Raw genomic sequence first — 8,200 nt, forward strand, 5'->3', positions numbered from 1 at the left:
GGCCGGGTCGCTCGCCGAGACGTTGAACGACCACGCCCGCCTTGCGCGGACATCGACCTTCATGTGTGTCTCGCTGTACCTGGGGGGCGAGCTGAATGACGCCGTCAGCGCGGGGCAGCGCGCGCTCGAGCTCGGTAAGACGCTTTGTGACGTCGGTGTCCAGGGCGTCGCACACGAGTATCTGGGCTTCGCCACCCTGGCTCGGACGGACTACGGGCGCGCTGCTGCCCACCTCCGCGAGGCGGTGCGGTGCCTGGAAGGGCCACTGACCCGCGACCGGCTCGGGCAAGCGATGGTGCCATCAGTCGTCTCGCACGCCTTCCTCGGGTGGACGCTGGCTGAGACCGGGATGTTCCGTGAGAGTCTCGCGGTCGCTCGCGAAGGCGTGCGCCTTGCGGAATTGATTCAGCACCCAGCCACGTCGCTAATGGCCTCGTATGGACTGGGAGTGGCGCATCTTCGCAAGGGCGAGTTCGCGGCGGCAGTGCAGTGGCTCGAGAGGTCTCGAGACATCTGCCGGGAGAGCAACCTCCCGGTCTATGGTCACTACATTCTTCCCGCTCTCGCGAGCGCGTACGCGCGTTCCGGTCGTGTCACCGAGGCGGTTCCTGTAGCGGAAGAGGCTGTGGAACGAAACATCGCACTGGGATTCCTGGCCCACCATGGCTTGGCGGTCGTCGCGCTAGCCGAGGTCTTGTCCCTGGTTCGGCGAATGGAAGATGCCAGGAATTGCGCTGAACGCGCAGTGACAATTTCGCTCGATCGCGACGAACCCGGACACCAGGCGTACGGTCTGCATCTCCTAGGTGAGATCGCCGCAAGCCTCGATAGGCCCAATATCGAGTTTGCGGAGCGCTGCTATCAGGAGTCCACCGCCGTCGCTGCCGACGCCGGCATGGGCCCGCTCATCGCCCACTGCCACCTCGGCCTTGGGAAGCTCTACCGGCGCACGGGCAAGCGCGAGCAAGCCCAGGAGCACCTCACCACCGCGACGACGATGTACCGCGACATGGACATGCGGTTCTGGCTGGAGCAGGCGGAGGCGATCATGGGTGCACTTCCGTGAGGAACTGCCGTGGCGTCATGACCCGGAGCGGTACTCCGGTGCGCCGATTCATCCAGCGTCCGAAGTCCGCCACGTCGCCCGTCACGAAGTGGGTGGCGTGGGCGACGATCGCCGCCGCGAGGAGTGGCCGATCCTTCGCAGACAGCTCCGGAGGCGTCAGCCGCTCGACGTCGGCCGGCGCCGGCTCTCTGACGACGCGAACGGCGGTAAGGCTCCTCCGTAGGGTGGGCAGCGCCGCCGGTCGCTTCGCCTCGAGATTCCTTTCGGCCTCGACGATTGCAAGGGGCGAGGTCAGGAGCGTGACGCGGCCCGCCGCTCCCAGCTCGACCAGGAGCGCTGAGAGTCCGTCCGGGCTGTATGTGGCGGTGAAGAGAATGTTGGCGTCGAGGAAGACACGGAGGTCAGCCACGACTGCGACGGCGCCGCACGCCCGCCTTCAAGCCCCAGCGCCGGCGGAGCGCCGTCCGCTCACGCGGATTGGCGCGATCCGCCCCGACCAGGCGCTCGATCTCCTCGTCGGCATAGAACGAGACTGGGGTCACCGCAGCGGGATCCAGGACGATCTTCCCGGCCTCCTCCCGCAGCAGCAGGACGGAGCCGGGGGCGAGCCGCAGGCGTGCGCGCACGGGTTTGGGCAAGGTGATCTGGCCCCTCGGAGAGACGATCAGGGTCGTCGTCGTGCCAGGCGTGCGAGAAGCCATCAGTCCACCTCCAACATCATATTAGCAGAATTTCTGCAATTCCGCCGGCCAGGAATCGCGCGTGCGTTTGTGGTGACTCCGGCATGAAGTGCTTCCGGTGCCAGCACGAGAACCCACCGCAGTCGCACTTCTGCTTCGAGTGCGGCGCCCGCCTCGCCCCGACTTGCTCCAGTTGCGGCGCAGAACTCCCCGCCGGGGTCAAGTTCTGCAATCAGTGCGGGCAGGCTGCGGCGGGCCAGGCTCCCGCCACACCTCGCCTCGTGTCGCCAGAGACCTACACGCCGAAGCACCTCGCCGAGAAAATCCTCACCTCGAAAGCCGCCCTCGAAGGGGAGCGCAAGCAGGTCACTGTCCTCTTCGCCGATCTGAAGGGCTCGATGGAGTTGCTCGCCGACCGCGATCCCGAGGAGGCGCGCAAGCTTCTCGACCCTGTCCTCGAGCGAATGATGGAGGCCGTGCACCGCTACGAGGGCACGGTGAACCAGGTGATGGGCGATGGGATCATGGCGCTCTTCGGCGCGCCCCTCGCCCACGAGGACCACGCCGTGCGGGCGTGCTATGCGGCGCTGCGGATGCAGGAGTCGGTGAAGCGCTACGCAGAGGAGGCGCGCCGCGCGCACGGCGTGAACGTGCAGATCCGCGTCGGGCTCAACTCGGGCGAGGTCGTCGTCCGCGCCATCGACAGCGACCTGCACATGGACTATTCCGCGATCGGCCAGACGACGCATCTCGCCGCGCGCATGGAGCAGCTGGCGCGGCCGGGCACGGCGCTGATGACCAAGGACACGCTGCGGCTGGCCGAGGGGTACATCGAAGTCCGGCCCTTGGGCCCGGTGCCGGTGCGGGGACTCGCCGAGTCGGTGGAGATTTTCGAGATCGTCCGCGCCGGGGCTGTCCGCTCGCGGCTGCAGGCGGCGGCCGCGCGCGGGCTCACGCCCTTCGTCGGGCGCGACGGCGAGCTGGGGCGCCTGCGCGAGACGCTCGAGAAGGCGCGGGCGGGGCAGGGGCAGATCGTGGCCGTGTCGGGTGAGCCCGGCGTGGGCAAGTCGCGCCTCTTCTGGGAGTTCACGCACTCGCACCGGACGCACGGTTGGCTCATCCTCGAGAGCTCGCCCCTGTCCTACGGGCGGATGACCTCGTACCTGCCGGTCAGCGACCTCCTCAAGACGTACTTCGGCATCGAGGACCACGACGACAAGCGGCGTATTCGCGAGAAGGTCACCGGCAAGATCTTGACACTCGATGACAACCTGCGCGGCACCATTGCCGTGTTCCTCGGGCTTCTCGACGTGAGCACGGACGACGTCGAACAGAACACGGACCCGCGCGAGCGCCGCCGCCGGACCCTCGACGCGCTCAAGCGCCTACTGCTGCGCGAGAGCCAGGTGCAGCCGCTTCTCGTGATCTTCGAGAATCTCCACTGGCTCGACGGGGAGACGCAGGCCTTCCTCGACAGCCTGGTCGAGAGCCTGCCGGCGGCGCGCATGCTGCTGATGGTGAACTACCGGCCGGAGTACACGCACGACTGGGGCAGCAAGAGCTACTACACGCAGTTCCGCATGGACCCGCTCCAGCCCGAGAGCGCGGGCGAGCTCCTCCAGGCCATCCTGGGCAACGATGCGGCGCTCACGCCGATAAAGAAGCTTCTAGTGTCGCAAACCGAGGGCAACCCGTTCTTTCTCGAGGAGTGCGTCCAGTCCCTGGTCGAGGTCGGCGCGCTCTCGGGCGATCGCGGGCAGTACCGCATGGCGAAAGCTGTCGAGACCTTGCAGATGCCGCCGACCGTCCAGGCGGTGCTGGCCTCGCGCATCGACAGGCTCGATCCCGAGGACAAGCGCCTGCTGCAGGCGGCGTCCGTCATCGGCAAGGATGTGCCCTTCGCGCTCCTCGACGCCATCGCCGAGCTCCCCGAGGAGACGCTGCGCACGGGGCTGCTGCGGCTGCAGTCGGCCGAGTTCATCTACGAGACAACGCTCTTTCCCGCGCTGGAGTACACCTTCAAGCACGCGCTCACCCACGACGTCGCCTACGGCAGCCTGGTCACGGGACGGCGCAAGGTGCTGCACGCGCGGGTGGTGGACGCGCTCGAGCGCCTTTACAGCGACCGCTTGAGCGAGCAGGTCGAGCGCCTGGCGCACCACGCGGTCCGCGGGGAAGCGTGGGAGAAGGCGATCGGCTATCTTCGCCAGGCCGGCGCGAAGGCCACCTCTCGCGCCGGCAACCAGGAGGCCGTCGCGTTCCTCGAACAGGCGCTCCAGGTGCTCACCCACCTGCCGGAGGGCCGCGCCAAGCTCGAGCAGGCGATCGACATCCGGCTCGAGCTGCGCCCGCCGCTGCTCCAGCTCGGACGGCTGCGCGAGGTCCTCCAGCTCTCGAAGGAGGCCGAGCAGCTCGGCGCCGAGCTGGGCGACGAGTCGCGCCTGGCGCGCGTGTACAGCTACCTCGTCAACTATCACTACCTGAATGGCGAGCCCGACCTCGCCATCGACTACGGCGAGCGCTGCCTGCGCATCGCTGACGCGACCCAGGATCTCGCGCTGCAAGCCCTCGCCCGAACCTACCTCGGCCTCTCGTGCCACGCGCAGGGGCAGTACCGGCGCGCCGAGCTCATCCTGCGGCAGAACGTGGACGCGCTCGCCGAGGCGCGCGGGACCGCCGCCGACCAGTCGGCCATCTCCTACGTCACGTCGAGCGGGTGGCTGGCCTTCACGCTGGCGGAGCTCGGCGACTTCCACGGCGCGGATGCCTGCGTGGACCAGGCGCTGCGCGTGGCGGACGGGGCGGGCCACGTGTACGGCCAGACCATCGCGCGCACCCTGGCCGGGCTGGTGTGGCTGCGACGCGGCCACCTCGAGCGGGCGCTCGGGCTCTTGCAGCCGAGCCTCGACGCCTGCCGCGAGAAGCACCTCGACGTCTGGCGGCCCATCCCGTCCTCGCTGCTCGGGTTGACGCTGGCGCTCTCCGGCAGGCTCGACGAAGCGATGCCGCTGCTCCAGGACGGCGTGCACCTGAGCGAAGTCCTCGGCGTCAACGCGTACCTCGCGCTGTGGACGCTCCACTGGGCCGAGGGGCTCATGGCCGCGGGCGAGGACGAGCGGGCCCGCGAGATGGCGCGGCACGCCCTCGATCTGGCCGGCTCGCACAAGGAGCGCGGGCATCAGGCCTGGGCGTGGCTCCTGCTCGGCGACCTGGCATCCCGCAGGGGAGCGCCGGCGCTCGCCGAGGCCGAGCAGCACTACCGGGAGTCGCTCGCCATCGCCGAGGAATTGCGCATGCAGCCCGTCGTCGCCCACGCGAAGATGGGGCTCGGGCGGGTGATGCGGCTCGCCGGCGACCGCGCGCGAGCCGAAGAGTATCTGGTGACCGCTTTCATGTTGTTCCGGGGCATGGACGTTCCTTACTGGGTCAGGAAATGCGGGAAGGAGATGATGCAGCTCGGAGAGATCTTCGTCGTCGCGCGATACAATCCGCAACTCTATGACTACCTCGAGCGCGAGTTCAGGCACGAGGAGCGGATCCGCATCATCATGGACCGCCGGGTCGGCGAGCGCCGCCAGCGCGCGGACCCCGCGTCGGGCGAGCGCCGGCAGACCGACCGCCGCCGGCACGAGGACGTGGACGCGAACCTGCGTGAGCGCGGTTTCGTGATCCTGCACAGCGGCAACGGCGCCTCGTGATCGTCTTCTACCCCGCCCGGTGACGACGGCCGACCTCGCCCACCAAGGGAAGGACGCATGGGCATTCCGCTGTCCGACGACGTCAAGGCCCTGATCCCGGGCGGTCCTCTGCCGATGCCCGGGGGTGAAGCCGCGACGGCCATCGAGCTCAGGACCGACACGATCGACTCCGAGCTCGGCCCCATCGTCATCGTTACGGACGCCCGGGCGCTCTGCGCGCTCGACTTCGGCGACTGCGAGGAGCGCATGAAGGAGCTCCTCACGCGCCGCTTCGAGGACCTCGTGCTCCGGCACGAAGCGAATCCGCTCGGCGTGAGCGAGAAAGTCCGCGCCTACTTCGCCGGCGACCTCCACTCGCTCGATGGTATCGCGGTGGACCCGGGCGGCACGGAGTTCCAGCAGACGGTCTGGTCGGCGCTCAGGAAGATTCCCGTCGGGACCACGCGCACCTACGGCCAGCTCGCCGCCCGGATCGGGCGGCCCACGGCCTCGCGCGCGGTCGGGCTCGCCAACTCTCTCAACCCCGTGGCCATCGTCATCCCGTGTCACCGCGTGATCGGGAGCAACGCGTCCCTCACGGGCTACGCGGGCGGGCTTCCGCGCAAACAGTGGCTCCTGCGCCACGAAGGCGCGCTCCTCTGACCTGATTCGCTCGCTGGAGCCGCCGTCCATTGGCCGCGACCGAGTTAGACACAAGGGTACCGTGTGGGTAGGCTTGGAGGCCGCCGGAGATGGCTGCCCGGCTTTCCGCACACCAGATGGTCAACATCGACTTTAGGAGGATTCACATGGCGATCAAGGTTGGTGACAAGCTGCCGGACGGCACCCTGACGGAAATGATCGAGACCGAGACGGCTGGCTGCACGATAGGGCCGAACGCCTTCCAAGTCTCGGACCTCGCGAAGGGCAAGCGCATTGTCATCTTCGCCGTGCCCGGGGCATTCACGCCCACGTGCTCGGCGAAGCACGTGCCCGGGTACACGGCCAACTACGACAAGATCAGGGCCAAGAAGGTGGACGAGATCTGGTGCGTCGCGGTGAACGACGCCTTCGTGATGGGGGCGTGGGCCAAGGACCAGAAGAGCGCCGGCAAGGTGCGCATGCTGGCGGACGGCGGCGCCGCCTACACGAAGGCCCTCGGGCTCGAGTTCGACCTGATCGCCCGCGGCATGGGCGTCCGCTCGCAGCGGTACGCGATGCTCGTCGAGGATGGCGTGGTCAAGGCGCTCAACGTCGAGGCCCCGGGGAAATTCGAGGTCAGCGACGCGGAGAGCATGCTGAAGCTGCTCTAGTCCGCCCGCGAGCGCGCGATGCGCTCGCGAAGCTCCTCGATCGGCATGCCGCCGGCCGGCGGCTGCTTCAACTCACGCTCGGTGTCGTTCGAAGCCCGCGCCGGAGGCGGCGTCGACGTCGGCAGGACCGGCAGCCACCCTCCGGGGCATTCGGGCACGTACGGGTAGTAACCCTGCGCGCTCCGGCAGTAGGCCCAGTACTGTGGTTGAGATTCACCGTATGCCGGATACGGGACATAGACTGGGGTCGGGTAGGTATACGCGTACGTCGAAGGGGCGGCGGCAACGGGGGACGGGACGACGAGCCCGGAGCCGAAGAAGAAGGGATGCCGCCCAAAGAACGGCGGCCGCCCAAAGAACCGCGGCCGCCCAAAGAACTGCGGCTGGAGGAAGGACGGGGGCCGAACCGGGAGCGGAGGTCTCATGAGCCCGGGGCCGCTGATGCCGCCCCGCGGGTCGGACCTCCTTAAGGAAGGGCTTGGGACTGAGCCTGGGCGGCGCCCGTGAGGAGCAGCAGCAGGACCGTCGATAGCGCCGCAGCTGATGTCTTCATAGCCGTCCTTCTTTACCCTGCCCCTATCGTACTCCCGCCGGCGCGGTCCTGAGCGTCAGCGTCACCCGGCAGCCGCGCTCGGTCCCGTTGATCGTCTCGGCGGAGCCGATGGTGATGGCGCCGTCGTGGACGTGGGCTACGCGGCTGGCCAGCGTGAGGCCGAGGCCGAAGCCGCCCGATGCCTCGCCCGGTGTGCGCGCCTTGTCGAGCCGGTAAAAGGGCGCCAAGACCCGCTCGCGCTCCGCCGGCGCTATGCCGTCGCCGTGGTCCGTGACCGACAGCGCCACGCGATCTCCGTCCCGCTCGGCGTGGAGCGTGATGGGCGGGGCGCCGTACTTGGCCGCGTTGTCCACGAGGTTCCAGAGCGCGCGCCGGAGCAGCGCGCGATCGGCCGTGAGCTCGATCGCGGGCCCCGCGGCGACCCGCACGGAGCCGGCAGCCAGCCGGGGATCGCCGCCGGCGCGCTCCGCGACGTCCATGAGGACCTCGCGCGCGTCCATCAGCCCGAGGCGAGGCGCGACCCCCGTCGCCTCGAGCCGCGTGGTGGTGAGCACGTCTTCGATCAGCCGCTCGAGCTCGTCCAGGTCCGCTTCCACGTCCTTGAGCCGCGCGTCGGCCCCGCCGTCGTGCGGCAGGAGCTCGAGCGCAACGCGGATCCGCGTCAGCGGCGAGCGGAGCTCGTGCGAGACATTGGCCAGGAGCTCCTTCTGCCCCGCGATCAGCCGCTCGATACGCTCGGCCATGTCGTTGAAGGCCCGTGTCAGCTCCGCGAGCTCGTCCGCTCCCCTCCGCTCGCCCATCGGCACGCGGGCGGCGAGGTCGCCCGCGCCGAGCCGCCGCACCGCCTCGGTCAACCGCTCGACGGGGCGCGAGATGCGGCGGGCGAGGAGCGCGGACGCGATGGCGACGAG

The 8,200-nt window shown here is 69.0% G+C and carries 8 protein-coding genes; 4 read left to right on the forward strand and 4 right to left on the reverse strand.

Features of this window, described 5'->3' with window-relative positions:
- Positions 1–1,066 (forward strand): tetratricopeptide repeat protein (locus VGV06_19980; GenBank protein HEV2057421.1); only part of this gene is annotated, 1,066 nt, incomplete at its 5' end.
- Here VGV06_19980 and VGV06_19985 read toward each other — a convergent pair.
- The gene (locus VGV06_19985; GenBank protein HEV2057422.1) at positions 1,047–1,475 is read right to left on the reverse strand and encodes a PIN domain-containing protein; all 429 of its coding nucleotides are present in this window, start codon (positions 1,473–1,475) and stop codon (positions 1,047–1,049) included. The two genes, VGV06_19980 and VGV06_19985, sit on opposite strands and share 20 nt — an antisense overlap.
- On the reverse strand, positions 1,468–1,767 hold the full coding sequence (locus tag VGV06_19990) for an AbrB/MazE/SpoVT family DNA-binding domain-containing protein (protein ID HEV2057423.1): 300 nt from the start codon (positions 1,765–1,767) through the stop codon (positions 1,468–1,470). Before VGV06_19990 ends, VGV06_19985 begins: the two co-directional genes overlap by 8 nt.
- 260 nt (positions 1,768–2,027) lie before the next feature.
- Between VGV06_19990 and VGV06_19995 the strand changes: the two genes are divergently transcribed.
- The 3 genes from VGV06_19995 (at position 2,028) to VGV06_20005 (ending at position 6,736) form a co-directional block, all read left to right on the forward strand.
- Entirely contained in the window at positions 2,028–5,444 is a 3,417-nt protein-coding gene (locus VGV06_19995) for an adenylate/guanylate cyclase domain-containing protein (protein ID HEV2057424.1), read from the forward strand.
- A gap of 57 nt (positions 5,445–5,501) precedes the next feature.
- Positions 5,502–6,086: a methylated-DNA--[protein]-cysteine S-methyltransferase gene (locus tag VGV06_20000; protein ID HEV2057425.1), complete on the forward strand. Its 585-nt coding sequence runs from the start codon at positions 5,502–5,504 to the stop codon at positions 6,084–6,086.
- Between the two features lie 146 nt (positions 6,087–6,232).
- Complete coding sequence (locus VGV06_20005) at positions 6,233–6,736, forward strand: peroxiredoxin (GenBank protein HEV2057426.1); 504 nt, start codon at positions 6,233–6,235, stop codon at positions 6,734–6,736.
- Here VGV06_20005 and VGV06_20010 read toward each other — a convergent pair.
- Together VGV06_20010 and VGV06_20015 are read right to left on the reverse strand one after the other, a co-directional pair.
- Positions 6,733–7,161 carry a hypothetical protein gene (locus tag VGV06_20010; GenBank protein ID HEV2057427.1) on the reverse strand — a complete coding sequence of 143 codons (429 nt, stop codon included), beginning with the start codon at positions 7,159–7,161 and terminating at the stop codon, positions 6,733–6,735. The genes VGV06_20005 and VGV06_20010 overlap by 4 nt on opposite strands.
- 151 nt (positions 7,162–7,312) lie before the next feature.
- The coding region (locus VGV06_20015) for an ATP-binding protein (protein HEV2057428.1) at positions 7,313–8,200 on the reverse strand (888 nt) is incomplete at its 5' end.

The sequence above is a fragment of the Candidatus Methylomirabilota bacterium genome (genome assembly GCA_035936835.1).
In the GTDB taxonomy this organism is placed as follows: domain Bacteria; phylum Methylomirabilota; class Methylomirabilia; order Rokubacteriales; family CSP1-6; genus AR37.